Source organism: Streptomyces sp. NPDC057271, from assembly GCF_042668715.1.
Lineage (GTDB): Bacteria > Actinomycetota > Actinomycetes > Streptomycetales > Streptomycetaceae > Streptomyces.
Genome location: NZ_JBHUYJ010000016.1, coordinates 77,042 through 103,508, shown reverse-complemented (window position 1 = coordinate 103,508; position 26,467 = coordinate 77,042). Strand labels below are relative to the sequence as shown.

Below are 26,467 nucleotides of genomic sequence, written 5' to 3'. Positions count from 1 at the left end.
CCTGCCCACCAGGCCCTACCGGGAGCTCATGGCCGGGGGGCCGAGGTGGACGAGGGGTTCGATGTCGGCGAGGTCCGCCGCCATCATCGCGAACGGTTTGTCACCACGCGCCTTGCGTCGGCGCAGTTCGGCCACCGCGTCGGGGTGGGTGGCGTCGCAGGCGAGGTGGTAGCCGCCGAGGCCCTTCACGGCCAGGATCGCGCCCTGCGCGAGCATCCGACGCGCGTGGGCGACAGGATCCGAGCCGACCGCGGCCTCGGAGTGTGCGCCGGCCGCGGTAGCGAGGGCGGTGCCGGCCGGGGAGTCGGTGACTGCCGCGGCACCGGGGTCGGGGTCGGTGACCGTACGGGGCTCCGCGGCCGTACCGGACCCGGGGGCCGTGGCGGACTCCGCGATCGGGCGACGCCCGGCGCCGGGCCCGGGCTCGCCCCCGCGCCCGCCTTCCCCGGCCGTGACCAGTCGCAGTCGGGGGCCGCAGGCCGGGCAGGCGACGGGCTGGGCGTGGAAGCGTCGGTCCGCCGGGTCCGCGTACTCGCGGGCACAGTCCGGGCACATCGGGAAGCCGGCCATGGTGGTGTGGCCCCGGTCGTAGGGCATGCCCGTGACGATCGTGAACCGGGGGCCGCAGTGGGTGCACGTGATGAACGGGTGGAGGTACCGCCGGTCGGACGGGTCCGCCAGCTCCGCGAGGCAGTCGGCGCAGGTGGCGGTGTCCGGCGGGACGAGCGTGCGGACGGCGCCGCCCTGGCGGGAGGGCACGATCGTGAAGCCGTCGGCCCCGCTCGCGGCCACCTCCGCCGTCTCGACGGACTCCACCCTGGCCAGCGGCGGCGCGTCGGGCGCGATGCGGGCGCAGAAGGCCGCCACGTCCGCCGGGTCGCCCTCGACCTCGGCGACGACACCGTCGGCCGTGTTGGTGACGTGGCCGGACAGGCGCAGCCCGGTGGCGAGGGCGTAGACGAAGGGCCGGAACCCGACTCCCTGCACGACGCCGCGGACGACCACCCGGCTGCGCCGTGGGGCCGTGTCGGGGGTGGTCCCGGACCGCGCCGTGGTCACGCGCCGGCCTGGGCCATCACCGGGGTGTGGACGCGGTTCCCCTCGGCCGCCGCGAGGGCCCGGTCCAGCAGGGCGCCGGCGCCCCGGCCGTCGCGCACCGAGCTGAGGACGACCTCTACACCGGGGTTGACCTGCTCCACGTTCCGGCGGAAGGCCGCCTCGTCGAATTCGGCGGCGTCGGCCATGTCCGTCTTGGTGACGATGACCAGCTGCGCGAGGCCGAACGCCGTCGGGTACTTCAGGGGCTTGTCCTCCCCCTCGGTGACCGAGGCGAGGACGACCCGCAGGGTCTCGCCCAGGTCGTAGCCGGCGGGGCAGACCAGGTTGCCGACGTTCTCGACGAACAGCAGCCGGGTGGTCTCCGGCAGCCAGTCGTGCAGGTGGCGGGCGACCATGTCGGCCTCCAGATGGCAGAGGCCGTCGGTGAGCACCTGCTTCACGGGAGCGCCCGAACGGGCCAGCCGTCGGGCGTCGTTCTCGGTCGCCAGGTCCGCGGTGAGCGCGGCGGCGCTGACGCCCCTCTCGCCGGCGAGGCACAGTTCGCGCTCCAGCAGGGCCGTCTTACCGCTTCCGGGGCTGGAGAGCAGGTTGACGACGGCGGTGCCGCGGGCGGTGAGTTCGGTGCGCAGGATCTGTGCCGCGGCCTCGTTCTTGGCGAGGACGGCGCGCTGGAGATCGACGGCTCGGCACATGCTCAGCTCTCCTCGGTGATCGGTTGGGGGCGTCGTTCGCCGGCCGTTTCGGGGTCGGTCCAGCGGACTTCCCTGATCTGGAGATCGCGGCCGGAGACGAGTTCGCCGGCCGCGGCACCGCAGCCGGGGCAGAGAAGCCGCGGGGGCATGCCGACCGGCCAGTCCTCGGCGCACGGTTCGCAGCGCGCCATGCCCGGGACGGTACGGGTGATCAGCTCGGCGCCCTCGACGACGGTTCCGGCGCAGGCGAGTTCGAAGCAGAAGGCGAGTGCGTCGCCGACGACACCCGCCAGCTCGCCCACGTCCAGCAGGATGCTGCTGACGCCGGCGGCGCCGCGGGACCGCGCCGCCGCCTCGACCTGGTCGACGACGGCAACCGCGACGGACATCTCGTGCATCGCTCTCCGTCCTGGGCGCGGGGTGTCTCTCGGGCGCCATTAGAGGACGGACGGGCGGCGGAGCCGGCCCGGCGCGCCGGGATGGTACGGCGGTGTCGTCCGTTCGGTGCAGCCGCGGTCACCGGCCCGCGGCCGGTGACGGGCTCCGGGCGTCACATCCTGCTGATGCGCAGGTAGCGCCGGAGGTCGGGGAGGACTCCCACCACGACGGCCAGGGCGGCCAGGGCGGCGGTGACTGCGGCGGCGGTGCCGACGACGTTCTTGGGCATGGTGCTCTCCGTTTCGGTGTTCATACGACGGCTTCCTGGCGGACCAGCTCGGTCACCATGCGCACCGCCTCGGGCACCGCGGCGGTGACCTGCGGGGTGAGCCCGATGCCTTCGTCGAGGGCGGCCGGTTCGCAGCCGACGACGAAGATCCGCCGTGGTGGCGCGGCTCCGGTTCCCGCGCACAGGGTGTCGAGCAGGGCGAGGACGGCGTCGGGCGTCATCCGGTGGCCGTCGAGCGGTGCGGGCTCCTGACCGGAGGTCCGCCCGGCGGCCGTCGAGGCGTCGATCAGGTACAGCGTCCCCGGTTCGCCGCCGCGGGTGGTGACGTCGACCAGGACGAGGGTGTCCCAGCCGTCGAGGAGCTGGTACGCGAGGTGGACACCGCGGACTCCGACGTCGGCCACCTCGACGTGCGGGGGAAGCTCCTCCCGGGTGAGCCGTCGCACGGTCTCGACCCCGAAGCCGTCGTCGCCGAGGAAGATGTTGCCGACCCCGGCCACGAGCGTGCGAGCCGTCGGGGTCTCGGGTGCGTCGGCGGTGGACGGCCCGGGCTGCCCGGTCACGCGTCCTCCCGTACGTCCACCTCGTCGGGCTGGAAGTAGAGGAACCGGCCCTGTTCGCGGCGGATGTCGGCGCCCGGGTCGTCCTCGACGGTCACGGCGATGTGCACCCCGCCGTCGACGTCGTGCAGGACCGCCTCGACCAGGGCGGTGCGCCCGTCGAGGAAGAGATCCTGGGCGTCGCTCCGGCGCAGTCCCGGGCGCAGGACGACCCTGCTGCCCGCGCGGACGGCTCGTCCGTCGACGAGGACGTGGTCGCGCCCCGGATCGACGCCGGTGTCGCCACCCGGGTCCCACCAGGGGGTGTCCGGTCGGAGGACGTCGACGGCCGGTTCCTTCGGTCCGGTGACGCTCTGGAGGCTGCGCACCGCTCCGTGGAGGCGTTCGAGCACTTCGGGCGGCATGGTGTCCGCCAGCTCGATCACGGCCGCGGCGCGGGCGTCGGTCCCCCGGGCTTCGCGCTTCTCCTCGTCGGTGAGGGCGGCGGTGCGCAGGGCGAGGATCTCGTCGATCTCGGTGGCGTCGTAGAGGGCGCCGGGGCTTTCGGGGGCGATCGCCGGGTGGTCTTCGAGGATGATGGGCGAGGAGAGCATCAGGTCGTCGCGCCCGGGTTCGCCGGCCAGGACGGGCCAGGTGTGCAGGTTGCGGCAGGCCGCGACGGCGCCCTTGGCCCATTCCGGCGGGTCGGTCATCGAGAGGAACGAACCGCCGTCGATGCGGAGCAGCGTGTGCGTGGCGACCAGGGAGTACGGCAGCGCCGCGTGGCGGTCCGCGGCCGGCTCCGCGGTCCAGGTGCTGGTGTTCTCCACGGTGACCGAGAGCCGCTGGACGCGGTACGGGCCGTCGAGTTCGACCGCCGAGATCCGCAGGGTGCCGCTGATCTCCTCGCGCCGGCGTACCAGCCGGCCGAGGACGCGTCCGTCGGCGTCGGTGACGTCCTCGGTCTCCTCGGCGGCGGGGCGGGTGAACGGAAGGCTCGTGCCGTCGCCCGCCAGTCCGCCGACGGGGACGACGAGAGCGACCCGCTCCTCGACGCCTTCGTCCCAGGCCACCAGGACACGGTCGGCCAGGCGCAGTTCGGCGGTCGGGGCGAAGGTCCCGTCCGCGCGGAGTTCCTCGACGGTGCGGCGCTGGGCACGCAGGAAGCGGACCTCAACGGCGAGTTCGGCGCCGGTCCTGGGCTCGATCAGACATTCGGTGTGCTGGAAGTCGTGCTCCTCGGCGGCCGCGCTCCACGACGGTGGCACGAGGACCCCGAACTGCCAGCGGAGGCGGTTCTTCGCGGCGGACGCGCGGTACGGGTAGAGCACGTACCCCTCGAAGAGGACGGCGTCGGCGACGTGCCGGGCGACGGCGAACCGCGCCTCGGTGCCGGGGGTGAAGGCGACGGTGGTCATCGTGTCCTCTCCCCCGCCTCTTCGAGCAGGGTCTCGACGGTGGCCTGCCAGGACGGGAGGGCGTTCCGCGACCGGTAGGCGAGCAGGATGTCCATCGTGTCGGCCGGGAGCCGGAGCCAGCCGCAGCCGGGGAAGTGCTGGTCGATCATCTCCCGCCAGGTCTTCACGGGCATCCGGTGGGAGATCTCCTTGTCCCACGGCACGGGTTCGACGTGGAAGCCGCCGGCGCCGGTGAACGCGGTACCGGAGAACAGCAGGAGAAGCGGCACGTCGCCGCCGGAGAGCGCGCGGAAGTAGCGGGACGCGGCGATGTCGGTGTCGTAGGTGCACGGCACGACCAGGTCGGTCTCGATCTCGTCGGTGAAGCCGGGCACCATGACGGAGACCTGGGCGAACTGGACCGGGTTGAGGCTGCTGCCCCACCGGGAGCGTTCGCCGAACAGGTCGCCGAGCGCCTCGGCCTCGGCGTCGTCGTAGCCGCGCCGGGCGGGTTCGATGCGGATCTGGCAGCGCAGCGCGAGGGCGTGGACGCGGGTCCCGCCGGAGGCGGTGACGCGCAGCCGGAACACGAGGGTCGGGCCCGCCGCGTACGGGTCGGCGCGGACGTCGGTGCAGCTGAAGGAGAACTCGGTCACGGCCGGCTCCCCTGCGGCTCGCGTGCCCGACCGCGTACGTGGGCGAAGAGGGCGTCGAGGTCGGCGCGCGCCTCCGCGCCGCCGTCGAAGCCCTGCCAGAGCAGTCTCATGCGGCCCACCAGTTCGTAGCAGAGGTCGATGGGCACGAGAAAGCACTCGGTGCGGCCATCGTGGCGGCGCAGCAGCAGGGCCTCCACGTCGGGTTCGAGGAGGGCGGCGAGCCGGGTGGCGTCGAGGACGGACCGCCAGGACGCCTCCTCCAGTTCGCTCTCCGTGGCGCCGGCGGGGCTCGGGTAGAGGGCCACGGGCCGGTCGAGGGCGGAGTTGCGGAAGACGAACGCCACCGAGACCGGGATCCGCAGCGACTCCCACGCCTGGTCGTCGATCCGGTGCGCCGGGTCGACGAGGAAGCGCCCGGGGACGGCCCGGAAGCGGCCCTGGGAACCGCCGGAGCCGTCCATGAGCTGCGCACACGGGCCGCAGGCGCAGGCCAGGGCCCGCTTGTCGATGTCCACCAGGTGCCGGTGGCGCTCGTCGGCGAGCTGCGCCCCGCACAGTTCGCAGCGTTCCTCGCGCGGCGGCCGTGGGCTGGTGAACCTGCGCAGGCCCGTGGGGCGTGGCGACCGTACGGCGCCGTTCGGCGGCCCGTTCACAGGGCCGCCGTGGAGCGGCCGTCCGCGCTCGCGCGCGCCGGACGGGTGCCGATCTGGAGCAGCGCCGGCTCGCGTGGAGCCGCGGGCTCCAGCTCGACGTAGGTCACCTCGGGGGCGAAGCACGCGAGGGCGTCCACGGCCGCCTGCCGTACGGACTCCTGTGTGCTGGGGCAGCCGCAGCCGGAGGACGCGGCGGTGACGCGCAGCCTCAACAGGCCTCTCGCCTCGTCGAATCCGGCGTTCTCCACGGGCTGCGGCAGGGCGGACAGGGCGCGTCCGATCCGGGTCTGCGCGTCCTCGGGGTGCAGTCCGTGCAGGGTGAGCAGGCTCGCGACGAGTTCGTCCCCGAGCAGCGGGCCCAGCGGGTCGGCGGGCTGCGGGCCCGCCGGGGCGGCGGACGGGCCGGCGGAGGTGCGGGCGGCGGGGCGGCCGAGGAGGTCCACGACGCGGGCGAGACCGCTTCCGTAGAACTCCATGAGGACGCGTACGACTTCCTCGGCCGCCGCGCAGGCCTCGGCGTCCCCGCTCTCCGCCAGCCGGTCCAGCACCTCCTCGACCCGTCGGCCCGCCTGCTCGGCGGTGGTCGCGCTCATCCGGCGAGACCGCTCAGGCCGGTGGGGACGTGCATCGACTTCACGGTCCTGCCGTTGCCCGTGTACATGTGGACGCCGCACGGCAGACAGGGGTCGAAGCTGCGCACGGCGCGCATGATGTCGATGCCCTTGAAGTTCTCCGGCGTGTTCTCCTCGAAGATCGGCGTGTTCTGCACGGCGTCCTCGTACGGGCCGGGGGTCCCGAACGTGTCCCGGGTGGAGGCGTTCCACGGGGTGGGCGGGTACGGGTGGTAGTTGGCGATCTTGCCGTCGCGGATGACCATGTGGTGCGAGAGGACACCGCGGACGGCCTCGGTGAAGCCGACGCCGATGGACTCGTCGGGGACCTCGAACTTCTCCCAGGTCTGGGTGCGTCCGGCGCGGACCTCCTCCAGGCCCTTCTCGGCGCAGTGCAGGGCGACGGCCGCCGCGTAGGCCTGGAAGTACGTCCGGGCGCGGTTGCGCTCCAGGGCGTTGCTCCACTGCGGGATCTTCCACTCGAAGGTGGTCTCCGGCTTGGTCATCGTGCGGGGAAGGTTGATGACGACGCTGTGTCCGGTGGCCTTGACGTAGCCGATGTCGACGAGGCCGGACAGGGCCGTGGACCACAGACGGGCGATGGGGCCGCCGCCGGTGTCCAGGGCCAGGTGGTCCTTGCCGTCGAACCAGCGGGGGGACATGACCCAGCTGTACTTGTCGTCGAAGTTGCGCTTCTGCGGCGCCGGGATGGTGTGCTGGTTCCACGGGTGGCGCGGGTCGACCGGGTTGCCGAGCGGGTCGTGGGTGACGAACTGCTCCTGCCCCTGCCAGTCCTCGTAGTACGAGCTGCCGAGCAGGATGCGGATGCCGAGGTTGATCTCGGTGAGGTCGTTGGTCACCAGTTTGCCGTCGACGACGACGCCCGGGGTGACGAACATCTTCCGTCCCCAGTCGGTCATGTTGGCGTAGGTGAAGTCGCAGTGCTCGGGGTCGTTGAGCGCGCCCCAGCAGCCGAGCAGGACGCGACGGCGGCCGACCTCCTCGTAGCCGGGCAGCGCCTCGTAGAAGAAGTCGAAGAGGTCGTCGTGGAGCGGGACGACGCGCTTCATGAACTCCACGTACCGCATGAGCCGGCTCATGTAGTCGGTGAAGAGCTGGACCGAGGCGACGGTGCCGACCCCGCCGGGGTAGAGCGTGGAGGGGTGGACGTGGCGTCCCTCCATCAGGCAGAACATCTCCCGGGTGTAGCGGCTGACCTGCAGCGCCTCCCGGTAGAACTCGCCTTCGAGGGGGTTGAGCGAGCGCATGATGTCGGCGATCGTGCGGTAGCCGTGCTCGGCGGCGTGCGGGGCTTCGGTGCGCTCGGCGAGTTCCAGGACCCCGGGGTTCGTCTCGCGGACCATCTTCTCGCAGTAGTCGACCCCGACCAGGTTCTCCTGGAAGATGTTGTGGTCGAACATGTACTCCGCGGACTCACCGAGGTTGATGATCCACTCGCCGAGGTGCGGAGGCTTCACGCCGTACGCCATGTTCTGCGCGTACACGGAGCAGGTGGCGTGGTTGTCACCGCAGATGCCGCAGATGCGGCTGGTGATGAAGTGCGCGTCGCGGGGGTCCTTGCCCCGCATGAAGACGCTGTAGCCGCGGAAGACGGAGGACGTGCTGTAGCACTCCGCGACGCGCTTCTGCTTGAAATCGATCTTGGTGTGGATGCCGAGGCTGCCCACGATCCGGGTGATGGGATCCCACGCCATCTCCACCAGTCCGGAGCCGTCACCCGTCGTCTTCGTCGGAGGTGTCATGGTCGTTGTGGTGCCCTTCGTGAGCTCTTCGACTTCGCGAACAGTGGGGTTGGTCGGGGGGTCCAGCGGGGTGCGATCGGGCGACGGTCACCAGGGCGGGCGGTAGCCGGTGGTGACCCGCTCGCCGGTGTGCCGCCACTTCGGCTCCTTGTCGACGGTCCTGGCCGTCATGCCCCGGAGCCGGCGGATCACCGAGCCGTACACTCCGCTGGCGGAGACCGAGACCCTGGCGCCGGGAGGCTCGTCCATGAACGGCATGAACTTGTCCGGGAAGCCGGGCATCGTGCACGCGATGCAGATGCCGCCGACGTTCGGGCAGCCGCCGACGCCGTTCATCCAGCCGCGCTTGGGGACGTTGCACTTGACGACAGGCCCCCAACAGCCCAGCTTGACGAGGCACTTGGGCGAGTCGTACGTCGATGCGAACTGGCCCTGCTCGTAGTAGCCGGCCCGGTCGCAGCCCTCGTGCACGGTCGCGCCGAACAGCCAGGTGGGACGGAGCTTGTCGTCCAGCGGGATCATGGGCGCGGAGCCGGCGGCCTGGTAGAGCAGGTACGTCAGCGTCTCCGCGAAGTTGTCCGGCTGGATGGGGCAGCCGGGCACGCACACGATCGGGATGCCGGCGTGGGACTTCCAGTCCCATCCCAGGTAGTCCGGCACGCCCATCGCTCCGGTCGGGTTCCCCGCCATGGCGTGGATACCGCCGTACGTGGCGCAGGTGCCGATCGCGACGACCGCGAGGGCCTTGGGAGCCAGCCGGTCGATCCACTCGCTCGTGGTGATGGGCTGGCCGGTCTCCGGGTCGTCGCCGAAGCCGCACCAGTACCCCTCCTGCTTGATGGCCTCGTTCGGGATCGAGCCCTCGACGACCAGCACGAACGGGTCGATCTCGCCCCGCTCGCCCTTGAAGAACCACTCGATGAACGTGTCGGCGCCGCCCACCGGGCCGCACTCGAAGTCGATCAGTGGCCAGTGGACCGCGATCCTGGGCAGTCCCGGCAGCCCGGCGAGGGCGATCTCCTCGATGCTGGGCTGCATGGCGGCGGTCAGGGCCACGGAGTCGCCGTCGCAGCTCAGACCCGCGTTGATCCAGAGGATGTGGATCGGCTTCTCTTCGCTGCCGGGAGCGGCGCCCCGGTCCTCGACCGGTGCCGGCGTTGCTGCGCTCATGAGTCGCGCCTCCTGAGGAGGGATGGGCAAAGGCCACATTTCGGGCCTAGGTCTTGCTTAACAGTCAACCGGTCCGGCCGCGCCCGCACCTGGACCGTCCGGGGAACGCGCGGCGTTCGGGTCCTTTCGGACGAAGGCCCGGCGCAGTCGGTGGTAGGCCGCGGCGGGATCGTCGAAGATCCGCCTCATCCGTTCGAGCTCCTGCTCGCGGTGGGCGGCAAGGGGAGCGACGGACTCGCGGCGCTCGTGCTCGGCCTTCTTCGCCGCGATGCGCGGCTGGATTCCGCCACGGGACGCCAGGTGGAGGGCCAATCGGGTGATCTCGTCGGCGAAGTCCGCGGGTCCGCAGTCGACGACCCGGTCGACCAGCCCCATGCCGAGCGAGGCGGCCGCGGAGACGGGCCGGGCCTCTTCGGTGAGCCGCGCCGCGAGGGCCGCGCCCACCTTGCGGGGCAGGGTGTACGTCCAGTACTCCGACCCGTACAGGCCCATGCGCCGGTAGTGCGGGTTGAGCACCGAACCCGAGCGGCACCAGACCTCGTCGGCGGCGAGGGCGAGCATCATCCCGCCGGCGGCGGCGTTGCCGCCGATCGCGCTGACGACGAGCCGGTCGGTGGTGGTGAGGACCGCCTCGACCAGGTCGTTCATGGCGTTGATGTTGGCCCAGGACTCGGCGGCCGGGTCGGCCGCGGCCTCGATGACGTTGAGGTGGATGCCGTTGGAGAAGAAGTCGCGCCGGCCGCCGAGCACGAGCACGGAGGTGGGGCGCGTACGGGCGGCCCGGTAGGCGTCGAGCAGGCGGCGGCACTGGTCGGTGCTCATCGCGCCGCCGGGGAACGCGAAGGAGAGGACTCCGACCGGCCCCTGCTCCCGGTACCGGATGTCGGACCAGGTCCGCCCACCGGGTGCCGGGTCGGCCGGCGCCGGCAGTTCGGGCAGCGTCGGCAGCCGGCCGGCGAGGGCCAGGGTGGCGGGGAGCTTGCAGGCACGCGGCCGGCCGGGTCCGGTACGGGCCCGGAGTTCGGGGATCCACACCGCGCCGTCCGCCGTGGCGCGGCAGACGGCGCCCGCGCGGGTGGCGAGAAGCTCGCCGGGCCGGCCGCGCAGGCCGTCCTCCGGGTGGCCGCCGTGCAGGAACCACTCGGAGCCGAGCAGGTGGTCGCGGACCCCGGGCTGCGAGTCGGCGGCGCGCAGGATGCGCAGCACGGTCTCCGTCGTGTCGTCGGCCCAGGAGATCGCGCGCTGGTCCTGGCGGAGCGCGGGGCGGGCGTGGAACGCGCCGGTCTGCGGCTGCGGCGTCGCCCCGGACGCGACCCGCTCGACGGCGAGGAGAACGGCGCTCACGGCGGCGTCGGACAGTTCGTTGCGGTAGAGGTCGCTCTTGCCCACGTCCGGGACACGGAAGGAGACGGACGCCCAGACGTCGCCGGCGTCCATCTCCTCCTCGGCCTGGAGGACGGTGACGCCCCACTCGGCGACGCCCTCCTGGACGGCCCGGTCCAGCGACGACGGCCCCCGGTCCCCGACCGGCCCCGGGTGCACGATCAGACAGCGGTGCGCGGTCCACACGTCCCTGGGCACGACGGCCTTCAGCATGGGGGCCACGATCAGGTCGGGAGCGTGGCGCGCGACGGCGTCGCGGATGGCGGACCCGTCGGGCGTCACCTCCACGGGAACGGTGTGCCCGCGGTCGCGCAGTTCGACCAGAACGCGCTGGGTGAGGCTGTTGAAACTGCTGGCGATGAGCAGAATGCGCATGGCGTCCCTTCCGGGTTGCGGTGGACGGTACGGCCCGGGGACGCGGGGCGACCGACCGCCAGCGATCATCGGGCACCGGGGGTGGCGGAGGCGGTCGACGGTGCCCGCGCCTCACCCGTACGAGCGGCGCGTCCGACCGATTGGCGGGCGGGCGCGTCCGGCGCGGTCGTGGCGAGCGTCGCGGCGCTGGTTGACCTTGACGCGACGGCAGGGTCTCTACTGAGGGCATCGATCGTGCACCGGCCGATCTCCGAGCGAAGGGCCTGTCCGTGAACGCGACCCCTGAGAAGAACATGGCGCTGACGCACACCGTCGACAAGACGGCCGGGAACGGTCGGATCGCTGGGCCCGTTCGGTCCGGGTGATGGGATCCGCCGCGCTGTGGTTGCTCAGGTACGTGCGGACGGGCGCGCCCCGCCCGGGAGTCGGCCCGTCGGAACCGCTGCGACCGCCGCGGGCGACGATCGTGGTGAGGGGCGGCCGGCCGGCCGCCCCGGTGCACGGAAGCGGAGTCAGGTGGCGGACGACGGGGCACGCGTCCGGTTCGGGCCGCTCCGCGAGCCGAACGGTGGCCTGAGCGCCATACGGGTCGTCAGCTGGCGACCGCCGAGCCTCGCAGGGGGGCGGTCGAGCAGGGGGCGAAGCCCTTGCCGGGCCTCAGGGGGACCGCGGTGCGGTCGTTCGTGTGGAGGATCTCGGCCTGAAGGCGCTGCAGTTCCTCGGACGGCTCCAGGCCGAGTTCGCTTCTGAGGATGTGGTAGAGGCTCTGATAGGCCTGCAGGGCCTCCCCTCGGCGGCCCGCGCGGTGCAGGGCGGCGATGAGCTGGCCGTGGAACCACTCGTGCAGCGGATGGTCGTTGACGAGGGCGCGCAGTTCGGGGAGGAACTCGCGGCGTTGGTCAGCCACAGGCTGGGGTCCCCCGGTCCGTTGCGCCACTCCCCCACCAGCAGCATGCCCCGCCTGAGCGCTTCGGGGTGCGTGACGGGAATGGCCGCCGCCGTCGTGGGCCCGTCGCCGGGATTCACCTGCCGTCGCAGGCGGGGCAGGGTGGCGGCGAGTTCCGCCGCGGTCCGGTCGCGGTCGCCGAACCGGGGCAGCTTGGCACGGTTCAGCCGGAGCGGGGCGTCGGCGGGAACGCGTACGAGGAAGCGGGTGCCGCGCGACGCGAGCCGTCCCGCGAGCACCGGTCCGTCGATCTCCTCGGCATCGACGACGACGGGGCCGCCCAGGACGCCCTCGATCCCCTCGACGCCGGCGGCCGCCTCCCGAACGCGCTGCTCAAGGGTCCCGGAGGTGGCCTCGGCGGGTATGTTCGCGCGCTCCCGGAGCGGATCCTCCAGCCAGCGGCCGGAGAGGCGCAGCCGCCAGTCGACGGGTACGGCGTACCGGCTCGCGGCCATCCAGACCCCGACGGCCTGCTGACCGTAGAGGTTGGGCCCCTGCGGGTCGACGCCGATCGAACGGGGTCCCGCCTTGGGGATGACCGTGGGCCTGACGACCCAGGCCTCGGGGGCCAGGGCGTGTTGGACATGCCAGGCCAGAGCGTGGCGCACCGGCGTCCAGTCCCAGGGGGAGGCGCTGATGAAGTGATGCACGTTCTGCTGCGCGGCGTTCCCGTCGAACTGCGCGGCGATGTTGCGCAGGGTCTTGCGGCCGGGTTGTTCGAGCAGGCCGCGCACGTACTGTCCGGCCTTGCGACGCTGTTCGGCGCGCGGCATCGAGCCGAACAGGCGACGGCCGAGCTCGGCGTCGAGAACAGGGTGCGGCAGGGCGTTCCCCGCCGCGTGGACAGGTGGCGAAACGTACCTCTTCAAGATTCCCCCGTGATGTGACGGTCCGGAAGTGACCTCGGCCGCCCGCCGCCGCACACTGAAAACAGGTCAGACATCCGTTTTCTAAGAACGCGACCCTGTGACCCGGAGTCGAGACGGTCAGAAACGGTACAGGGTGCGGGTTATGGCGGGGAGAACGGGACGCGCGTCTGCCCTGAGACAACCGGCGGCCGTCCCACCCGGCGGCCACGGCCACCTCGATCAGGCGGGGTGGCCGGCGCCCTGCTCCTGCAGCGGCCCCGGGACGGGACAGGCCGAGTCGACGGCGGCCAGCAGCCGCTCGGCGCGGTAGGGCGAGGTGTCCAGCTTCGCCAGCACGCCGGGACACGCGACATTGGGAAGCACCAGCGCCAGCAGCGCCGAGATCTCCTCGGAGAGGTCGGCGTCCGGCAGCACCTCGGTCACCAACTGCACTCCGGTCCACGCGCCGACGAACAGCCGCGCCGTCTCGCCCGGATCGACATGGGACAGCAACTCCCCGCGCGCCTGGGCCTCCTGCAGAACCTCACCGCTGACCACGATCCAATCAGGCCACCGGGTTCCGAAGAGACTACGGGCCATGGGGTCCACGGACAGCCGGACCGATGCACTCAACAGGGGTTCTCTGGGCAGACGGTAGGCGAGCAGGAGAGCCAGGTCCACCCACTCCTGCAGCTTGAACTGCTGCGGTGTGGCTCCTTCGGTCGTGACCGCCTCGTCCAGCACGGCGCGCGCCAGCTCCTCCTTCGCGGTGAAGTGGAAGTACAGCCCACCCCGGGTGAGTTGGATCCGCTCGATGAGCCCACCGATGGTGGTGGCGTCGTACCCCAGCTCGTTGAACATCTCCGCAGCCGCCACGAGGATCGCCCTGCGGGTCCGGATCGCTCGTTGCTGTCTCGCCACCAGTAACCTCCATGACACTCTCTTTGCCAGTGCTTGAACTCACATTGACCGAACCCGAAAACCGAACGGAGGACCGGTACTTTTCAACCACAGCATCACGACAGCGTTCTCAAGACCAAGCGCCCGGTCGCTGCGCGAGGACATCGTGGCAGCGCCGACTCCCACGGAGATCATCCCGATTCTGGAGCGGCCCACCGAGGTCCACCGCTCCCGACCCTGACCGTGCGACGAAGGACGAGACACAAGTGCTCTGCTTCTCCCTCGGCGGCGGGGCCGAACTCCGCTCTCTGGAGCCGTGGCAGGCCGAGGAGTTCCTCGCGTACACCGACCGGGTCCGTGACCACCTCGCGCCCTGGCTGCCCTGCGCTCTCGATGTCACGGACCTGGAGTCGGCACGTCGCTGGCTCCAGGAGTACGCCGACAGCCAGGCCCGGGACGGAGCCAGGCTGTACGCCCTGCACCTGAACGGCGAGATGGTCGGCGGCAGCATGTTCCGGCTCTTCGAGCCGGCCATCGGGCTCTGCGAGATCGGTATGTGGCTGGCGCCCGAGGTACAGGGCAGGGGCCTGGCCTCCCGGGCACTGACGGCCCTGGCCGACTGGGCCATCGAGGTACGGGGCATGGTCCACGTGCAGGCGCTGGTCGACTCGGACAACCGGGCAAGGCTCGCTGTCCTCAGACGCCTCGGCCTGGTCCACGAGGGAACGACGCGCGGCGCGATGCCCGTGCCGAGCGGCGCGCGCAAGGACCTTGAACTGTGGTGCGTCCTCGCGCACGAGTGGAAGGCCCGCTCCGCGCCTTCGGGCTCACCCCGCACCTGAGTTGGGGGTTCCGGCCCGGTCGCGGGCCGCCTGTTCCGCTAATTAGAGCGTTCGACCTAGAGATGTGCTACGTTCCGCGCAGGCGCTAGATGGAGCGCTCGTTCTAGTCGTTGGACAGTCAAGACTCTGGAGGTCTTCCGCCCATGAGCAGCAAGCAGTCCGTCACTGTCATCGGGCTCGGTCCCATGGGGCAGGCGATGGTCAACGCCTTCCTCGACAAGGGTCACCCGGTCACCGTCTGGAACCGCACTGCGTCGCGTGCCGAGGCTCTGGTCGCCCGGGGGGCGGTGCTCGCGGGGAGCGTCGAAGAGGCGGTCAAGGCCAACGAGTTGGTGGTTCTGAGCCTGACCGACTACGACGCGATGTACGCCGTGCTCGAACCGGCGGCGGACGCCCTTTCCGGTCGTGTGTTCGTCAACCTGAGCTCCGACACCCCCGAGAAGACCCGCGCCGGCGCCCGTTGGGTCACCGAGCGGGGCGCCACGCACGTCAGCGGTGGCGTCACCGTACCGCCTTCGGGCATCGGCGACCCGGAGTCCTCGACGTTCTACAGTGGCGCGCGTGCCGAGTTCGAGCGGCACAAGGCCACCCTGGAGGCCCTGACCAGCGCGGACTTCCGCGGCGAGGACCCGGGTCTGGCCGCGCTCGAGTACCAGATCGGCATGGCGATGTTCTGGACGTCGATGCTGGGCTACTGGCAGGCCGTGGCACTCGCCAACGCCAACGGCCTCAAGGCGTCCGACATCCTGGCGAACGCGGAGGCCACGATGGCCTCGCTGCCGGGCTTCCTGTCCTTCTACGCGGAGCGCATCGACGCGGGCAACCACGAAGGCGACGTGGACCGGTTGGCGATGGGCCTGGCGAGTGTGGAGCACGTGCTGCACACCATCGCCGACGCGGGCGTCGACACCACGCTGCAGGCCGCCGTCGTCGACCTGTTCCGGCGTGGCGTGGAGGACGGCCACGCGGCCGACAGCTTCTCCAGCCTGGTCGAGCTGATCAAGCGGAAGTAGCGGCCGATCACGGCTGAGGGCCATTCGAAGGCGACCCCGCGACCGGGGGTCGCATGCCTTCGAATGGCCCTTTCGGCCGCGCTCGGGACCGCGACGGCGGTCCCGAGTGGCGGCCCGGAACGGACGAGCCTTCTGTCCGGACGCGGCCGGGTCAGCCCTCGCCGCCGTCGCGGGCCGCGGCCAGCCGGATCGCCTCGGTGGGGCAGACGTCGAGAACGCTGCCGGCGTCCTCGATGTCGGCGGGATCCACCAGATCGATCTTGAGCGGCACCGCGTAGCCGTCGTCCCGCACCTTGAACAGCCGCGGGTGCATGGCCTCACACGTACCCGCGCCGGTGCACACCGTGGAGTCGATGCTCAGCGTCATCTTGCTCATCGGATCCTCCGCTCTCCTCGGCGGTTCACAGCGCCACCGGCAGGGCCGGCAGGCTGCGCAGCAGCCAGTTCTCCTCGAAGCGGATCTCCTCCCGCGGCACGGAGAGGCGCAGGTCGGGGAAGCGGCGGAGAAGCGCCGGTACCGCGATGCCGGTCTCCAGGCGCGCCAGGGCCCCCCATGCAGTTGTGCAGACCATGCCCCAGGGCCAGGTGGCGCGTGCCCTCGCGGGTGATGTCAAGACGCCGCGGGTCGGTGAACTTCTCCGGGTCGTAGTTGGCCGCCTGGAGTCCGGCGACCACCGGGGTGCCGGCGGGGACGGGCAAACCGCCGAGTTCGAGATCCTCCTTGGCCAGGCGGAACAGGCCGACGGTGAACGCGCCGTCGTAGCGCAGGAACTCCTCGACCGCGGTGGGCACGTGCTCGGGACGCTCGACGAGCAGCCGGCGCTGGTCGGGGTGGTCCAGGAGAGCGAGTACGGCGGATCCGATGAGGTTCCGGGTGGTGTCGATGCCCGCCATGATCATGACAGCGACCATGGAGACGAGCTCGTCCTCGGTCAGACGGTCCTCTCCGTCCCGTGCGTGGATGAAGACCGATGTCAGGTCGTCGCCGGGGTTCCGTCGCTTCTCCACGATCAGCTCACGACCGTAGATCACGATCTCCTCGAACGCGGCGGCGACCTCGGCGTCGTTGTCCGGGTTGGACGGGTCCGCGTGGAAGGCCCGCTCGATGGCGTGCAGCATGTCGCCGAAGCGCTTGAGCGGGAACCCGAGGATCTCGCCGGTGACGTCGGCCGGGATCCTGCTCGCGAAGTCCATCACGTCGGGGGCCGCGGACGCCGCGAGCCGGTCGAGCGACTCGTTCACGATCCGCTCGACCGGTTCCTTCCAGGTGGCGGCGCGGCGCGGCGTGAACGCCCCCATCGCCAGCTTCCTCACGCGGGTGTGGTCCGGCGGATCGAGAACGGTGAGGATCCGTCCGATCAAGGTGTCGGCGCCGAAGATCATGCCCGACCGCTTGAACTCGTCGCTTCCCCACGCGGCTCCGTCGTTGCTGAACCGCTGGTCGCTCAGCAGCCGCTTGACGTCGTCGTACCGGGACAGGAAGACCATCGGCACATCGCCGACGGGAAAGCGGAACCGATGAATCGGATCATGGACCCGCAGCCAGTCGTAGACGGTGTACGGGTCCTGGTAGTAGGCGGAGTCGAACAGCACTGGTGCCTGTTGCACGGTGGTCATCGCGGGCCTCCCGGCACGTCGCGGTAGAGAAGCGGTCAGACGTAGTCGGTGTTGGGCTCCAGCCCGAGCAGCACGCGGCCGTGGGCTTCGAGGGAGCTCACCGGCGTGAGCAGTCCGTGCAGAGACAGCGCTTCGATGTCACGGAACGCACGCTGGAAGGGGTTGCTGCGCAGGATGGTCGAGGCGGAACTGATGCTGTAGAGCGTCTCCACCGCTTCCCTGGTGGCCTGGACCACGTAGCCGACCTGGCCCCGCACGGCGGCCTTCTCCGGCACCGTCATCTTGTCGCCGCGGTCGGCACGGTCCTGCATCACGCCCAGCCAGTCGCGGGAGAGCGCCTCACAGGCGGCGATCTTGTTCGCCGCGAGCGCCACCTGGATCTGTGTGTACGGATGCTGGTTCTGCTCGGACCACTGCGTGTACGTGATGCCCTTGCCGGGGAGCCGCTCGACGAACAGCTCCAGTGCCGCCTTGGCGATGCCGAGGTAGACCGGGGCACAGGTCGCCAGGATGTAGCTGGTGAGGTTGTAGTTGCGACCCTTCACATCGGCGTTCCAGCGGTCGGGGGTGCTGGCGTCGAAGACCCGTCCGTCCACCACCCGGTGGGCCGGCACGAACACGTCCTCGGCGGTCGACGTGGCGCTTCCGGTACCGCCGGCGCCGAACACGTCCCAGTCGTCGGCGACGGTGATGTCCTCGGTCGGCACGAGGGCGAACAGCTCCTCGTGCTCGCCGTCGGGGCCCTCGACGAGCGCCGCGTGCACGTTCCACTGCGCGCCGCGGACGCCGGTGTTGAACCGCCAGGAGCCGTTGAGGAGGTAGCCGCCCTCCGTGGGGGTCAGCGTGCCCGACGGCGTGAATCCGCCGGATATACGGACGGAGCCCTCGGCGAAGACCTCTTCCTGGGCGCGGTCCGGATAGAGCGTGGCGATCCAGGCGGTAGACACCCACACCATCGCGACCCACCCAGTCGAACCACAACCGCGGGCGATCTCCGAGAGAATCTCCGCCTGTTCCTCGGCGGGCAGGTCAAGCCCGCCGAAGCGCTCGGGGACGGCCGTACGGAAAACGCCGGCCTTTTCCAGCACGGCGATGTTCTCGTCGGCGATCCAACGGCGCTCTTCGGTTTCGACGGCATTGCTGCGCAGCGCGGGAATCGCGTCCCTGACTGCTTCCAGGACGTTCAGGGCGTCAGAGTCGTGCCGAACCATCGTTCCTCCACGTGGTCTTTCGTTTCTCCATGCGCCGATTCGACGGAAAGCAGCGCCCCGCCACACAAGCAGAGGCGTTCAATCCCTCACCCATTCACCGGCAACGGTCCGCTCATCCGCTCCGGCACGCCGATCCCCGTGTGCCAGGTGGAGCCGTGCGGCACACGGGGATGTACGTCTGTCGGGGCGGGGGCCCCGGCTACTCGGGCAGCAGGCCGCCGGCGACGGGGCGGTCGACGGCCATGAGCCAGCGACCGTCCTCGCCACGGCGCAGGACGTCGGTGCAGTTGCCCTCGATGTGCAGCGGCTCGCCGTCGGCGCCGGTGCCGTCGATGACGAACCGCACGCCGATCAGAGCCACGTCGCCGGCGACGTAGGAGTGCGTGACCTCCGCCTGCAGCACGGGCTTGGACGCCAGGAACTCCTTGAAGAACCTCCGTCGTTCCTCGCCGGTCAGCGGCGTCCCCGAGAAGTTGGAGATCGCGTCCGGTCGGTAGAGCCTGTCGAACAGCTCACCGTCGCCGGAGTTGAACACCTGCAGGAATATCTCGTTCTGCAGATCGGTGTCGGCGGTCAGGTCGGGATTGTCGAAGTCGATGTCGACGGTGATGGCCATGGAGTGGGAGACCCCTTGCTTTCTTCGTTGACGGAGATGGTGCGTGCGACGCGCTTGCCGGTGCGGGACCGGAGGCGAGGGGAGCCGGGCCGCCTACTCCTCGCCGTACGGGTCGTCGATGGCGTACCGCCAGTTCCCGTCCGCGCCCAGACGCAGGACGTCGACCCCGACGCCCGAGAGGTGCACCGCCTTTCCGTCCGCGTCCGTGGTGTCGATGGTCCAGTCGACGATCAGCAGGGCGGTGTCGCCCGTCACGAAGGACTGACGAGGAACCGCGGTCATCCTCGGACCCGCGGCGAGGTACGCCTTGACCGAATCGATCCGCGCCTGTCCGGTGAGCGGAACACCCCTGTCCCAGACCGCCACGGCGTCTTCGGTGTACATCGCGTTCACGGCGTCCGCGTCACCCGCGTTGAACGCCTCGACATAGAGCGCCGTGTGCTTTTCGACGTCGTTCGTGAGTTGCGCCATGATTGAACTCCTCTGCTCAGGCGACCGCTCAACCACCCATGGGAATTTCGGCTGGATGCCCGGAGAGGGTAACAACGCGTCAGGAACCCCTCAGTCACTGTGAAGTAATGAGCCGACCACCTCATCGGCGCCATCGACGGTTACCGCGGCATGCGCAGCCTCACATTACGATCTACGGACCCTTCTGAAATTCGCCGCATTCACGGCCGACTGCGAGATATCTCCGTGGGAGACATTCGACTTCCGTCATGTGGCGCACATAAAGGGAGCACGAGAACATCACACCGGGGAGCTGAGCATCATGGCGGACGAGGACACACTCCGCGAGTACCTCAAGTCTGGTGCACGCGGCGCTCTGGGGTCTGCTGCGCGTGGCACAGACCGAGAACCCGGGGCGGATCGTCCTGGTCGACACCGACCTCCTTCCCGAGGACCCGGCGCACACCCGGCTGGTGTCCCGGGCGGTCGGCACCGGGGAGCAGCAGGCCGCTCTGCGCGCCGGACGGATCCGCACGCCCCTCCTCACCCGTACGCCCGCACCCGCGCCCACGTCCACGTCCACGTCCACGTCCACGTCCACGTCCGCACCCACGTCCCCGTCCGCGCCCACGCCCATGTCCGATGACGCCGGAGCCGTGTCGGAGGAGGGACCCGGGCGCTGGGAGGACGGAACCGTCCTGATCACGGGCGCGACGGGCACCCTCGGCCGGATCCTGGCCAGGCACCTGGTCACCGAGCACCGGGCCCGCACCCTGCTGCTGCTCAGCCGACGCGGCGAGCGGGCCCCGGGCGCCGCCGAACTCCGGGGCGAACTGGAGGAACTGGGTGCCACGGTCACGTTCGCGGCGTGCGACGCGGCCGACCGCCAGGCACTGGCCCGTACGCTCGCCACACTCAGCACACCCCTACGGGCCGTCGTCCACACGGCGGGCGTGCTCGACGACACCGTCATCGGCAGGCTCACCCCCGAGCGGCTCGACGCCGTCGTCCGCCCGAAGATCGACGCCGCGTGGAACCTCCATGAACTCACCCGTGGCACCGATCTGACCGCGTTCGTCATGTACTCATCCATCGCCGGGCTGATCGGAAACGCCGGCCAGGCCAACTACGCCGCGGGCAACACCTTCCTCGGCGCACTCGCCGCGCACCGCCAGGCGCAGGGGCTGCCCGGCACCTCCCTCGCCTGGGGGCTGTGGGAGGAGTCGAGCACCATCAGCGGGGCGCTCGACGACAACGACCTGCGCCGCCTCGCCGGCCTGGGCCTCACCCCGCTGCCCACCGATCACGCCATGACCCTGTTCGACGCGGCCATGGCCGGCGGACAGCCGCTGCTCGCCGCCACCGGCGTCGACGCCGCGGCGCTGCGCCGCAAGGCCGACCAGACCCACCCGCTGCTCCGCGGTCTGACGCCCACCCCCCGCCGGCGCAGGACCGCCGGTGCCGCGCAACAGACGACCGACCTGCCGCAGCGCCTCACCACACTCGACCCCGTGGCGCGCGAACAGGCGCTCGCCGACCTGATCCACACCCACATCGCCGATGTCCTGGGCCACGGCCCCCAGACCACCGTCGATCCCGAGAAGTCCTTCCAGGACCTCGGCTTCGACTCGCTGACCGCGGTCGAACTCCGCAACAGGCTCAACACGGCCACCGGTCTGCGTCTGCCCACCACCCTCGTCTTCGACCACCCCAACCCCCAGGCCCTCGCCCGCCACCTGACCACTCTGATCAGCCCGCAGCCGGAACCCGGCGCGATGTCGGCGACACCCGCGCTGGAACCCCTCCGGTCCCGGCGGCCGGGCAGAACAGCGGGAAGACAGCCCAGCAGGGCGTCAGTCAGTGGCAGAGCCACGACCACCGGGACCTGAGTATCAGCATCAATGTCAGTGGGCCGGTCCGCGGCTCGGCGCGGAGCACGTCGAGCGCCGCTGGCCGATGCCTCGCGTCCGGTCGGGGTCGGCGAGCAGCGGCGCGCAACGAGCCGACATCTCCTCAGGGTCGCCCCCATAGCGCCCGCCGTGGAGGTCGAAGGCCGGCGCCACGTATCCCAGCTGGTGCCCGCCGGAGCCTGGCAGCGCCCACCGACGCTCCCCGAGTGCAGCCGGTCACTCCCTGCCCCGTCCGGAGTCCGCCGCGCGTCTGGCGGAGACCCTGCGCGAGGCGGTGATCCACCGGCGCCGAGATCCACGTGCCCGCCTGGCTGCTGCTGGCCCGGTTCCAGGGACGCGCCCCGGCACTCTCCCACCGTCTCGCCACCCGTCTGGGCTGAGCCGTGGTGAGCCGACCGGCCCTCGGTTCTCCTGCGCCATCCGGAGGATTCACGCCTCGGCGGCGTGTCGGCGCCTCACCGCCTCACCGCGCTGACGCACGGTTTACCGGTACCTGGCGGCCCTTCGAGGCCGACCGGTCGCGGCTCGGGCCCCCTCGTCCGGCGTACTCACCGGAGGCGCCGACGGTCGTCGTTCCTCTCTCCAGGCCGAGGACGAGCCGTCACCCCTGTCCGCTCACACCCGCCGCAGCCCCGGCCTCGTCACGCCGTCTGCTCTGGAGGTCCCGCCATGCGTCTGCTCCTGATCCATCCGAGTGCTCTCATGTACTCGGAGATCTTCCTCCGGCTCGAGCCGCTGGGACTGGAACGCGTGGCGGGGGCCGCCCGGGAGGCGGGCCACGAGGTGCGTCTGATCGATCTCCAGACGGAATCGCACACCGCGCTCGAACGCGAACTGGCGACGTTCAGACCGGAGGCGATCGGCGTCTCGCTGAACTACCTGGCCAACATTCCCGAGGCGATCGAGATCGCACAGCGGGCCAAACGAATGCTTCCCGGCGTCTTCGTGTTCTTCGGAGGTCACAGTGTGTCGTTCGTCGCCGACGACGTGCTCCAGCAGGCCGACGGCGCTGTCGACGCGATCGCTCGCGGTGAGGGGGAGACCGCGGTGGGCCCGCTGCTGACGGCGGCACGTGACGGCGGCGTCTCGTCCGTACCCGGCGTCGTGACCGTGGACGGCCGGGGCCCCGCGCCCGAGATGCTGCACAGCATCGACTCCCCGCGACCCGCCAGGGACCTGCTGCGCCACCGGCGCCGCTATTTCATCGGCGAGCTCGATCCGTGCGCCTCGATCGAATTCACACGTGGCTGCCCCTGGGACTGCTCCTTCTGCTCCGCGTGGACCTTCTACGGGCGCAGCTACCGCAAGGCCTCCCCACAGGCCGCGGCGGAGGAGATGGCGAGCATCCGTGAGCGCAACGTATTCATCGTCGATGACGTGGCCTTCATCCGGCCGGAGCACGGAGACGCGATCGCCTCGGAGTTGGACCGCCGCCGGATCCGCAAGAGGTACTACCTGGAGACCCGGTCGGACGTCCTGCTGCGCAACACCGAGATCTTCGAACGTTGGGCGAGGCTGGGGCTGAGATACATGTTCCTCGGCATGGAGGCGATCGACGCCGAGGGCCTCGATCTGTACCGCAAGCGCATCAGCCCGGACGACAACTTCCGCGCCCTCGAGGTCGCCCGGAAGCTGGGCATCACCGTCGCCATCAACCTGATCGTCGACCCGGGCTGGGACAGGGAACGGTTCCGCACAGTGCGGGAGTTCGCCCTGGCTGTACCGGAGATCGTGCATCTGACCGTCATGACGCCCTACCCGGGCACGGAGATCTGGCACACGGAGGCACGCAAGCTGACCACCCGCGACTACCGGCTCTTCGACATCCAGCACGCCGTGGTGCCCACCGCGCTGCCCCTGGACGAGTTCTACAAAGAGCTGGTCCGCACCCAGTCGGTGATCAATCGCAAGCACCTGGGGGTGCGGACCGCGATCGACGCCGCCCGTATCCTCGCCGCGAACCTTGCCCGCGGTCAGACGAACTTCGCCCGGATGCTGTGGCGCTTCAACAGCGTCTACAACCCGCAACGCCAGCTGAACGACCACGCCCGGCCCGTGCGGTACGAGCTGCCGCTGCCCCGTCATATGGCGGTCGAGGACCGCCGCCAGCTGTACGTCCACACTCGGCCCGACAAGCGCAACGCGCGGGGCTCCGCGAATCCGGTGGCGCCTGCGGAGGAAGCCACCGAATAGCCCCGCTCACCGGCCGACCGACGAAGTCCTGTCACGCTCCGGCCCGGCGACGAGAGAACACGTGGCGCTGCCGCGGATCACGGACGACTACCGACTGGTCGCCGAGTGGGCCGCCTGGGCAGCCGCCGTCTTCGAGGGCTGGCCCGACGAGCCCCGCGACGCGAGCGCCGACCCGGACGAACTGCCGGAGCCAGTACAGCGCGCCGCATGGAGCCAGACCGGCTCGCAGACGGCCGCGACCGAGGAAAGCCGGCCACCCACGGCGCTCCTGACGCAGACGGCGGTCAGAAGGGGTGAGCCGGTGATCACCGAGCGGGCTCACGACGCCGTCCGCCGGCCTCCCCGCACTGCCGAGAGGCGGTGAAGGGTGCGGGGCCGGCACCGGGCGTCCCCGCCCGAGGCGTCAGCGGCGCGGCGCGGTTCCCGTCGTCCGTCAGCGTTCGTCGGTGGCGATGTAGGTGCCGTGCCAGGTGTGGTCCCATACGGCGCCGGTGAAGACGTTGACGGACAGCATGCCGGTGATCTTTCCGGAGCGCAGGGTGTGCAGGGTGTAGTAGCCCGGGTATGCGTCGGCCTCCCCGGCAGTCAAGCCGCCGTCCCGGTGATCGAGCCAACGCTGGGCGCGGTTCTGGGCCTGGTCGGGAGAGATCCCGGTCTGCTCCTTTTCCTGGTCGCGGTGGTGCATGCCGTAGTCGGTGTTCCACATCATCGCCGGGCCGTACTCGATCCCGGTGTCACCGTCGGCCGGGTCGACGAGGATCTCGGTGGCCGGCTCACCGGAGGGGGTCTCCAACTCGGCGTAGAAGTTCTTCGAGAACTGCATGACCTCGCCGACCCGCAGGTCGAGCCGGTCGGCGAAGGCATCGGCCCGCTGTCGGGCCTGGGCCAGGGTCTGCACCGGGGTGCCGTCGCCGCGCTGCCAGTAGTCCCCGCCCATCATGCCGCGGCCCCACGAGCAGTCGTCGCCCATCATCCCGCGCCCGGTGCCGGGGCCCCACGAGTCCCAGTCGTCCCAGTCGTCACCCGACGTGTCCGATCGCCAGCAGTCGCTGCCGGAGGGGCTGGATGCCGCGGCCGGGTGGGGAGAGGCGCTGCCGGACGTACCGGCGTATGCGGCGGTTCCGGCGGCCGGCATGCCGGCCAGCGCCAAGGCCGCCACCGCTACGGCGGCCCACCTGTTCCTGCCGGGCATGATCATCACCTTCCCGGGCCGTTCGTACCGCGACCGACCTGTCCGGCGGTCGCGGATCCGTCGCTTCCAGCCTCGTTCGGGCGCGGGAATCCGTCCAGGGCCTGTCCGGTCACTCCGGTGCCCCGAACGGCCCCCGTTGTCCGCTCACGGAGCGGACACCCTCAGGCGCACGGGGGCCCTTCTTCAGGAGACCGATGTCGTCCACGATCAGCACCTCCTCCGGGCCGGCAGGGTTCGTGGTGGGTCTCACGACGGATGACGCCCTGCGGCGGTTGATAGTGTCCCGCGCGGAGGTCGAAGGTGAACGCGAGCGTCGATGTACGCCCAGGCGGTGTCGTGAGGCATCTCCTGCTCGTCGGACTGCTCGCATTCGCCGTGTTCGCCATGCACACCGTCGGCCACGCGGACGGTTCGCCGGTCCACGGCATGTCCGCCGCCTCGCACAGCGCGGGACACTCCCACGAAGTACCCACGAGTGACGGCTCCGTGCGGATCTCCGCCCAGAACGTCTACTCGGCGGCTCTCACCACCGCTTCCAGCGGAACGGACACAGCCTCCATGTGCGTCGGGGTGATCAGCGCCTCGGCGACCGCTTCGCCGCTTCGGCCTCCGCTCACCCGTCACCCCGACTGGTCACCCCCGGGCGGGGCGACGTCGGCCGAAGAGCTTCCGCCCGCCCCACTGTCGCGAGAACCCCATCCGGCCCGGCTGCCGGTCCTACGGGTATAGACCGTCGCGCACTTCCGACAGCGCCCCCGTACGACCGACACACGAGGTGAATCACGCATGCCTGCCTTCATGAATCCTTTCCGCCGCCCCTTCGCCGTGGGCTCCGTCGCGGCGGGTGCCCTCTTCCTTGCCGCATGTGGCGACGGCACCGCCCCCGACGGCACCGCTGCCGGGAGTGACGGCGCCAAGCCGGCCCCGGCCCTGCACAGCCACATCCACGGACTGGGAGTCGACCCGGAGAACGGCAGGCTCTACGTAGCCACCCACGAGGGAATCTTCACCCCGGACGACACGGGAAGCCCGCAGCTCGTCGGGGACAGCAGGGACGACTTCATGGGCTTCACCGTGGCCGGTGCCAAGACCTTCCTCGCCAGCGGCCACCCGGCCCCCGGCAGCGATCAGCCGGCCGACCACGGGTTGATCAAGAGCACCGATGCCGGAAGGTCGTGGACGAGTGCCTCACTCAAGGGCGAGGCGGACTTCCACAGCCTGGACCACGCAAAGGGCGTCATCTACGGATACGACAGCACACGCGGCCTGCTGCGTGTGAGCAAGGACGGCACGAGCTGGCAAAGCCGTGCCCAGTTGCAGGCCCTTGACTTCGCAGTCAACCCAGAGGACCCGAACCAGGTCGTCGCCACCACGGCGGAGGGCGTCGCACGGAGCACGGACGGAGGTGCGTCCTTCGGCTCCGGCGAGGGGGCGGGGATGGAGTACCTGTCCTGGGGATCGCCGGGCGCGTTGTTCGGTATCGACTTCACCGGCGCTCTGAGCATCAGTCCGGACGGCGGCGCCACCTGGAAGAAGACGGCTACGGTGCCCGGAGGACAGCCCCAGGCCCTGACCGCCGTCGACGAGCGGCACATCCTCGCGGCTACCCAGGACGGGATCTACGAGTCCCGAGACGCGGGGAGGACCTTCACCAAGCGCCTCTCTGTGGCAAACGGCGATCACCACTGACGTCGGCGATGCATCGGGCGGCCCGGCGGTCGTCGGCGGGCCGACCTGACCCCCGCGCCGAACGCCCCGGGGAAG

26 protein-coding genes and 3 pseudogenes are annotated in these 26,467 nt (G+C 70.9%); 7 read left to right on the top strand and 22 right to left on the bottom strand.

Annotated features, from left to right (window positions below; all coding sequences use genetic code 11):
- Window positions 1-36: 36 nt before the first annotated feature.
- From ACFUJR_RS11105 to ACFUJR_RS11035, 15 genes and pseudogenes are all read right to left on the bottom strand, one after another.
- A pseudogene (locus tag ACFUJR_RS11105) lies at window positions 37-1,059 on the bottom strand (acylphosphatase); the annotation flags it as partial.
- Window positions 1,056-1,751 (bottom strand): hydrogenase nickel incorporation protein HypB, encoded by a 696-nt coding sequence (gene hypB / locus ACFUJR_RS11100; RefSeq protein WP_383164895.1) that lies wholly within the window; start codon window positions 1,749-1,751, stop codon window positions 1,056-1,058. The pseudogene ACFUJR_RS11105 and the gene hypB, both read right to left, overlap by 4 nt.
- A gap of 2 nt (window positions 1,752-1,753) precedes the next feature.
- Window positions 1,754-2,149: a hydrogenase maturation nickel metallochaperone HypA gene (locus ACFUJR_RS11095; protein WP_383164893.1), complete on the bottom strand. Its 396-nt coding sequence runs from the start codon at window positions 2,147-2,149 to the stop codon at window positions 1,754-1,756.
- A 152-nt stretch (window positions 2,150-2,301) separates the two neighbouring features.
- Window positions 2,302-2,442: a DUF6893 family small protein gene (locus tag ACFUJR_RS11090; protein WP_383450323.1), complete on the bottom strand. Its 141-nt coding sequence runs from the start codon at window positions 2,440-2,442 to the stop codon at window positions 2,302-2,304.
- Entirely contained in the window at window positions 2,439-2,981 is a 543-nt protein-coding gene (locus ACFUJR_RS11085; RefSeq protein WP_383164890.1) for a hydrogenase maturation protease, read from the bottom strand. The genes ACFUJR_RS11090 and ACFUJR_RS11085 overlap by 4 nt, the downstream gene beginning before the upstream one ends.
- Window positions 2,978-4,375, bottom strand: coding sequence for a hypothetical protein (locus ACFUJR_RS11080; RefSeq protein ID WP_383164888.1), 1,398 nt, complete (start codon window positions 4,373-4,375; stop codon window positions 2,978-2,980). The genes ACFUJR_RS11085 and ACFUJR_RS11080 overlap by 4 nt, the downstream gene beginning before the upstream one ends.
- Window positions 4,372-5,010, bottom strand: coding sequence for a DUF6084 family protein (locus ACFUJR_RS11075; RefSeq protein WP_383164885.1), 639 nt, complete (start codon window positions 5,008-5,010; stop codon window positions 4,372-4,374). Before ACFUJR_RS11075 ends, ACFUJR_RS11080 begins: the two co-directional genes overlap by 4 nt.
- Window positions 5,007-5,663 carry a DUF5947 family protein gene (locus ACFUJR_RS11070; protein ID WP_383164882.1) on the bottom strand — a complete coding sequence of 219 codons (657 nt, stop codon included), beginning with the start codon at window positions 5,661-5,663 and terminating at the stop codon, window positions 5,007-5,009. Before ACFUJR_RS11070 ends, ACFUJR_RS11075 begins: the two co-directional genes overlap by 4 nt.
- The gene (locus ACFUJR_RS11065) at window positions 5,660-6,256 is read right to left on the bottom strand and encodes a hypothetical protein (RefSeq protein ID WP_383164879.1); all 597 of its coding nucleotides are present in this window, start codon (window positions 6,254-6,256) and stop codon (window positions 5,660-5,662) included. The genes ACFUJR_RS11070 and ACFUJR_RS11065 overlap by 4 nt, the downstream gene beginning before the upstream one ends.
- Entirely contained in the window at window positions 6,253-8,037 is a 1,785-nt protein-coding gene (locus ACFUJR_RS11060; protein WP_383164876.1) for a nickel-dependent hydrogenase large subunit, read from the bottom strand. The genes ACFUJR_RS11065 and ACFUJR_RS11060 overlap by 4 nt, the downstream gene beginning before the upstream one ends.
- An 87-nt stretch (window positions 8,038-8,124) precedes the next feature.
- Window positions 8,125-9,207, bottom strand: a complete 1,083-nt coding sequence (locus ACFUJR_RS11055; RefSeq protein WP_383164874.1) for a hydrogenase expression protein HypE — start codon at window positions 9,205-9,207, stop codon at window positions 8,125-8,127.
- Window positions 9,208-9,264: 57 nt separating this feature from the next.
- Window positions 9,265-10,965: a hydrogenase maturation protein gene (locus ACFUJR_RS11050; protein ID WP_383164872.1), complete on the bottom strand. Its 1,701-nt coding sequence runs from the start codon at window positions 10,963-10,965 to the stop codon at window positions 9,265-9,267.
- 592 nt (window positions 10,966-11,557) lie between these two features.
- On the bottom strand, window positions 11,558-11,872 hold the full coding sequence (locus ACFUJR_RS11045) for an AfsR/SARP family transcriptional regulator (RefSeq protein WP_383164869.1): 315 nt from the start codon (window positions 11,870-11,872) through the stop codon (window positions 11,558-11,560).
- Between the two features lie 200 nt (window positions 11,873-12,072).
- Window positions 12,073-12,834: pseudogene (locus ACFUJR_RS11040) on the bottom strand (transposase); the annotation flags it as partial.
- 165 nt (window positions 12,835-12,999) lie between these two features.
- Window positions 13,000-13,680 (bottom strand): ScbR family autoregulator-binding transcription factor, encoded by a 681-nt coding sequence (locus ACFUJR_RS11035; protein WP_383164866.1) that lies wholly within the window; start codon window positions 13,678-13,680, stop codon window positions 13,000-13,002.
- Between the two features lie 245 nt (window positions 13,681-13,925).
- On the opposite strand from ACFUJR_RS11035, the gene ACFUJR_RS11030 reads away from it, so the two are divergent.
- Window positions 13,926-14,501, top strand: coding sequence for a GNAT family N-acetyltransferase (locus ACFUJR_RS11030; protein WP_383164863.1), 576 nt, complete (start codon window positions 13,926-13,928; stop codon window positions 14,499-14,501).
- A 143-nt stretch (window positions 14,502-14,644) separates the two neighbouring features.
- Window positions 14,645-15,514 (top strand): NAD(P)-dependent oxidoreductase, encoded by an 870-nt coding sequence (locus ACFUJR_RS11025; RefSeq protein ID WP_383164860.1) that lies wholly within the window; start codon window positions 14,645-14,647, stop codon window positions 15,512-15,514.
- A 151-nt stretch (window positions 15,515-15,665) separates the two neighbouring features.
- Here the strand turns inward: ACFUJR_RS11025 and ACFUJR_RS11020 are convergent, their stop codons facing one another.
- The 5 genes from ACFUJR_RS11020 to ACFUJR_RS11000 all read right to left on the bottom strand — a co-directional run bounded on the left by ACFUJR_RS11020 (window position 15,666) and on the right by ACFUJR_RS11000 (window position 19,429).
- Window positions 15,666-15,890, bottom strand: coding sequence for a ferredoxin (locus ACFUJR_RS11020; protein WP_383164857.1), 225 nt, complete (start codon window positions 15,888-15,890; stop codon window positions 15,666-15,668).
- Window positions 15,887-17,131 (bottom strand): cytochrome P450, encoded by a 1,245-nt coding sequence (locus ACFUJR_RS11015; RefSeq protein WP_383164854.1) that lies wholly within the window; start codon window positions 17,129-17,131, stop codon window positions 15,887-15,889. The genes ACFUJR_RS11020 and ACFUJR_RS11015 overlap by 4 nt, the downstream gene beginning before the upstream one ends.
- Window positions 17,132-17,166: 35 nt before the next feature.
- Window positions 17,167-18,342 carry an acyl-CoA dehydrogenase family protein gene (locus ACFUJR_RS11010; protein ID WP_383164851.1) on the bottom strand — a complete coding sequence of 392 codons (1,176 nt, stop codon included), beginning with the start codon at window positions 18,340-18,342 and terminating at the stop codon, window positions 17,167-17,169.
- 199 nt (window positions 18,343-18,541) lie between these two features.
- A complete protein-coding gene (locus ACFUJR_RS11005) occupies window positions 18,542-18,958 on the bottom strand; it encodes a YybH family protein (RefSeq protein WP_383164848.1) in 417 nt (138 codons plus the stop codon).
- A gap of 93 nt (window positions 18,959-19,051) precedes the next feature.
- Window positions 19,052-19,429: a YybH family protein gene (locus ACFUJR_RS11000; protein WP_383164846.1), complete on the bottom strand. Its 378-nt coding sequence runs from the start codon at window positions 19,427-19,429 to the stop codon at window positions 19,052-19,054.
- Between the two features lie 341 nt (window positions 19,430-19,770).
- Here ACFUJR_RS11000 and ACFUJR_RS10995 point away from each other — a divergent pair, with 341 nt between their 5' ends.
- Window positions 19,771-21,297 (top strand): beta-ketoacyl reductase, encoded by a 1,527-nt coding sequence (locus ACFUJR_RS10995; protein WP_383164843.1) that lies wholly within the window; start codon window positions 19,771-19,773, stop codon window positions 21,295-21,297.
- 19 nt (window positions 21,298-21,316) lie between these two features.
- Here ACFUJR_RS10995 and ACFUJR_RS10990 read toward each other — a convergent pair.
- Window positions 21,317-21,483, bottom strand: a pseudogene (locus ACFUJR_RS10990) (dienelactone hydrolase family protein); the annotation flags it as partial.
- 504 nt (window positions 21,484-21,987) lie between these two features.
- Here ACFUJR_RS10990 and hpnR point away from each other — a divergent pair.
- Together hpnR and ACFUJR_RS10980 are read left to right on the top strand one after the other, a co-directional pair.
- Complete coding sequence (hpnR, locus tag ACFUJR_RS10985; RefSeq protein ID WP_383164840.1) at window positions 21,988-23,511, top strand: hopanoid C-3 methylase HpnR; 1,524 nt, start codon at window positions 21,988-21,990, stop codon at window positions 23,509-23,511.
- A gap of 61 nt (window positions 23,512-23,572) precedes the next feature.
- Window positions 23,573-23,875 carry a hypothetical protein gene (locus ACFUJR_RS10980; RefSeq protein WP_383164837.1) on the top strand — a complete coding sequence of 101 codons (303 nt, stop codon included), beginning with the start codon at window positions 23,573-23,575 and terminating at the stop codon, window positions 23,873-23,875.
- 69 nt (window positions 23,876-23,944) lie between these two features.
- Here ACFUJR_RS10980 and ACFUJR_RS10975 read toward each other — a convergent pair whose 3' ends face one another.
- Window positions 23,945-24,703 (bottom strand): hypothetical protein, encoded by a 759-nt coding sequence (locus tag ACFUJR_RS10975; RefSeq protein ID WP_383164834.1) that lies wholly within the window; start codon window positions 24,701-24,703, stop codon window positions 23,945-23,947.
- Window positions 24,704-25,039: 336 nt separating this feature from the next.
- Between ACFUJR_RS10975 and ACFUJR_RS10970 the strand changes: the two genes are divergently transcribed.
- Window positions 25,040-25,432: a hypothetical protein gene (locus ACFUJR_RS10970; protein ID WP_383164831.1), complete on the top strand. Its 393-nt coding sequence runs from the start codon at window positions 25,040-25,042 to the stop codon at window positions 25,430-25,432.
- Window positions 25,433-25,489: 57 nt separating this feature from the next.
- A complete protein-coding gene (locus ACFUJR_RS10965; RefSeq protein WP_383164828.1) occupies window positions 25,490-26,392 on the top strand; it encodes a F510_1955 family glycosylhydrolase in 903 nt (300 codons plus the stop codon).
- Window positions 26,393-26,467: the final 75 nt, after the last annotated feature.

Bases quoted from the DNA above. Each gene is read 5' to 3' on its own strand.
- hypB (WP_383164895.1), bottom strand. From the start codon at position 1,751: ATGTGCCGAGCCGTCGATCTCCAGCGCGCCGTCCTCGCCAAGAACGAG.
- ACFUJR_RS11095 (WP_383164893.1), bottom strand. From the start codon at position 2,149: ATGCACGAGATGTCCGTCGCGGTTGCCGTCGTCGACCAGGTCGAGGCG.
- ACFUJR_RS11090 (WP_383450323.1), bottom strand. From the start codon at position 2,442: ATGAACACCGAAACGGAGAGCACCATGCCCAAGAACGTCGTCGGCACC.
- ACFUJR_RS11080 (WP_383164888.1), bottom strand. From the start codon at position 4,375: ATGACCACCGTCGCCTTCACCCCCGGCACCGAGGCGCGGTTCGCCGTC.
- ACFUJR_RS11065 (WP_383164879.1), bottom strand. From the start codon at position 6,256: ATGAGCGCGACCACCGCCGAGCAGGCGGGCCGACGGGTCGAGGAGGTG.
- ACFUJR_RS11060 (WP_383164876.1), bottom strand. From the start codon at position 8,037: ATGACACCTCCGACGAAGACGACGGGTGACGGCTCCGGACTGGTGGAG.
- ACFUJR_RS11055 (WP_383164874.1), bottom strand. From the start codon at position 9,207: ATGAGCGCAGCAACGCCGGCACCGGTCGAGGACCGGGGCGCCGCTCCC.
- ACFUJR_RS11050 (WP_383164872.1), bottom strand. From the start codon at position 10,965: ATGCGCATTCTGCTCATCGCCAGCAGTTTCAACAGCCTCACCCAGCGC.
- ACFUJR_RS11025 (WP_383164860.1), top strand. From the start codon at position 14,645: ATGAGCAGCAAGCAGTCCGTCACTGTCATCGGGCTCGGTCCCATGGGG.
- ACFUJR_RS11020 (WP_383164857.1), bottom strand. From the start codon at position 15,890: ATGAGCAAGATGACGCTGAGCATCGACTCCACGGTGTGCACCGGCGCG.
- ACFUJR_RS11015 (WP_383164854.1), bottom strand. From the start codon at position 17,131: ATGACCACCGTGCAACAGGCACCAGTGCTGTTCGACTCCGCCTACTAC.
- ACFUJR_RS11010 (WP_383164851.1), bottom strand. From the start codon at position 18,342: ATGGTTCGGCACGACTCTGACGCCCTGAACGTCCTGGAAGCAGTCAGG.
- ACFUJR_RS11005 (WP_383164848.1), bottom strand. From the start codon at position 18,958: ATGGCCATCACCGTCGACATCGACTTCGACAATCCCGACCTGACCGCC.
- ACFUJR_RS11000 (WP_383164846.1), bottom strand. From the start codon at position 19,429: ATGGCGCAACTCACGAACGACGTCGAAAAGCACACGGCGCTCTATGTC.
- hpnR (WP_383164840.1), top strand. From the start codon at position 21,988: ATGCGTCTGCTCCTGATCCATCCGAGTGCTCTCATGTACTCGGAGATC.
- ACFUJR_RS10975 (WP_383164834.1), bottom strand. From the start codon at position 24,703: ATGCCCGGCAGGAACAGGTGGGCCGCCGTAGCGGTGGCGGCCTTGGCG.
- ACFUJR_RS10965 (WP_383164828.1), top strand. From the start codon at position 25,490: ATGCCTGCCTTCATGAATCCTTTCCGCCGCCCCTTCGCCGTGGGCTCC.